Raw genomic sequence first — 2,957 nt, 5'->3', positions numbered from 1 at the left:
CTCTGATGCCGGCTGGCGCAGCAACTGGCAATATGGTAAATACCGCGACCAGGATAATAATACCTATAAGGTATGGATGGATGAAAAAATGTACCTGCCCCATTTTGAAGGACAGGCGGCCTATATCACTCCCTGTATCAGCAACTTTGTAAGCGGTCCTGCAGGTTTTGTATATAACCCCGGCACTGCTTTGGGTGCAGCCTATAAGAACACTTTTTTTGTAGCAGAATTTGTGGGTAACCCCGCTGGTTCCGGCATACACGGTTTTAAGCTGAACCCCAAAGGCGCCACCTTTGAGCTGGGCGAACATAAAAAGGTATTGGGCGGCATACTGGCCACCGGCCTGGATTTTGGCCCGGATGGCGCGCTGTATGTAGCCGACTGGATCGATGGATGGGATACACATAACTATGGCCGCATCTGGAAGCTGGACGATAACAATGCCGCAACCACGCCTATACGTAAAGAAGTAAAGGCTTTACTGGCCGAAGATTTCAGCAAACGCGGGGAGGCTGAATTAGGAGGCATCCTGAAGAACCCCGATATGCGGGTACGGCTGAAAGCACAGTTTGAGCTGGTAAAGCGTAAAGATAAAGGCCAGGCCATCTTTGAGCAGGCGCTTAAACAAACAGATAACCAACTGGCACGGGTACACGCTATATGGGGCATTAGCCAGCTGGGCCGGCAGGATAAAAAATATGCTGCGGTACTGGTGCCGGTGCTGAAAGATAATGATCCCGAGATCAGGGCACAGGCGGCAAAATGGCTGGGAGATATCCGTTACAATGATGCCGGCGCTGCGCTGGTGCCCTTATTAAAAGACACGGCCAGCCGGGTACGTTTTTTTGCAGCAGAAGCATTGGGCAGAATAAAGTATGAACCGGCTATACAACCCATCATCGGGATGCTGGCTGATAATAACGATGCAGATACCTACCTGCGGCACGCAGGCTGCCTGGCTTTAGCCCGTATTGGCAAGGCAGAGCCGGTGATCGCATTATCTACCAACCCTTCCCGCGCATTACGTATAGCCGCCGTGGTAACGCTGCGCAGAATGGCTAATCCCGGCATAACCAGCTTCCTGAACGATTCCGATGAATTTGTGGTAACAGAAGCGGCCCGCGCTATTAATGATGATCTTTCCATTAAAGATGCATTGCCCGCCCTGGCCGGCTTATTAAATACCACCCGCTTCACCAATGAAGCCCTGCTGCGCCGTGTGATCAATGCCAACCTGCGCGTAGGTACTGATACTGCTATGAAAACGCTGGTGCATTACGCGCTGAAAGAAGGCGGTCCTGCAGCTATGCGGGCAGAGGCTATTGATGCATTAAGCGTATGGGCTAAGCCTTCTGTGCTTGACCGTGTGGACGGACGTTTAAGAGGGGAGGTCAAAAGAGATGCAGCGCCAGTGGTAAATGTATCTGCAAATGCGCTTACAGCCTTATTAAAGAATAAAGAGCTGCCGGTAAGGTTAAGTGCAGCAAAAGCCATCAGCAAGCTGAATATTAAACAGGCAGCACCTGAATTGCTGGCCGTACTGAAAACCGACCGTGAGTCTGCCATGCGCGTGGAAGTGCTGCAGGCATTGGTAACCTTGCAGGATCCCGCTGCAGAACAGGCCATTAAGCTGGCTATAGCGGATAAAGAAAAAACAGTACGGGTAGCCGGGCTGGACCTGCTGGAGAAAATGAACATCCCCAAAGAGCTGATGGTATCCCTGCTCACAGATGTGATCAGCTCCAAAACAATGGAAGAAAAACAGGCCGCCGTATTAACGCTGGGTAAATTACCGCTTACCTATACCGGTAAAACGTTTGAAGACCTGCTGAATAAAATGGGTACCGGCAAACTAAGCCCGGACATTTACCTGGAGCTGGGCGAAGCCATTGACAGCAGCCGCTCACAGCCTTTAATAGCCCGTTATAAAGAGATCAGCAGCAAGCTCTCTGCCAATGACCTGATGGCTTCTTACAGCAGCTGTTTGGTAGGTGGGGATCCTCACCGCGGCAGGCAGATCTTTTTTAATAACCAGAACTCACAGTGTATGCGCTGCCATTCATACGACGATAGGGGAGGCAATGCCGGACCGCGTTTGAACGGAGTGGCCAACCGCATATCCCGGGATCAGATCCTGCAGGCGCTCATATCGCCCAGCGCGCGCCTGGCGCCTGGCTTTGGCATGGTAACGCTTGAGCTGAAGGACGGTAAAAAGCTCACCGCTATCTTACAGGAAGAAAGTAAAGCAGGGTTAAAAGTAAAAGAAGGCCTGGAGCCGGTACGTACTATTCCCGCCGACCAGATCGTGAAAAAGGAGTATGCACAATCCAGCATGCCGGATATGAAGCTGATCCTTTCCAAAAAAGAGATCCGCGATGTGGTGAGTTTCCTGGCGGAACAAAAGGGAGAGTAAGAGAAGAATGTAAAATTTCAAATCATAAACCGACGAAGGAGGTTCATAGAGACCATTTAAAAGACTTTATGAACGAAATAAATGTAAAAGTAAAATGCCGCGAATATAAGCCTGACTGGCTTCGCGGCATTTTACTTTTACATTTTAAATTTTACATTTAGAATTTTACATTCTATCAAAAATAAATATCTACATAATCCACTACATTATTGCCTTCACAATTATCCATTTCCTGTAAGCGCCAGTATTTACGGTCGCCTTTAGCTAAAAAATGATAGACGCCGGTTTTGTCACAAACCTCGCCATTGTTATTATCCTTGGTCCGCGTCTGGATCTTACCTTCAAAAAGCAGCTCACGTGCGGAGAGTACCTGCAGGGTACCGTTAATGGTGGCATATTCAGTTCTATCCACGCTGCGCTGCTCTCCCTTAATGGTATAAATATCATTCTCCTTTTTGTCTATCTGCACTTTCCCCGGCGTGTTCCAGCCTATCCATTGCAGGGTAAAATTATGTACGCCTTCCTGCAGCGGCTCCTCTTGTGC

The 2,957-nt window shown here is 49.2% G+C and carries 2 protein-coding genes; one reads left to right on the top strand and one right to left on the bottom strand.

What is annotated here, in order from left to right; all coding sequences use genetic code 11:
- Positions 1-2,413: HEAT repeat domain-containing protein (locus VIM87_RS02615; protein WP_331995461.1), on the top strand; the 2,413-nt coding region annotated here is incomplete at its 5' end.
- A 175-nt stretch (positions 2,414-2,588) separates the two neighbouring features.
- Here VIM87_RS02615 and VIM87_RS02610 read toward each other — a convergent pair.
- Positions 2,589-2,957, bottom strand: a 369-nt coding sequence (locus VIM87_RS02610; protein WP_331995460.1) for a hypothetical protein, incomplete at its 5' end; no start/stop codon positions are given.

It is taken from the genome of Chitinophaga sp., assembly GCF_036569125.1.
GTDB lineage: Bacteria > Bacteroidota > Bacteroidia > Chitinophagales > Chitinophagaceae > Chitinophaga.
This window is presented reverse-complemented; position numbering and strand designations above follow the sequence as displayed.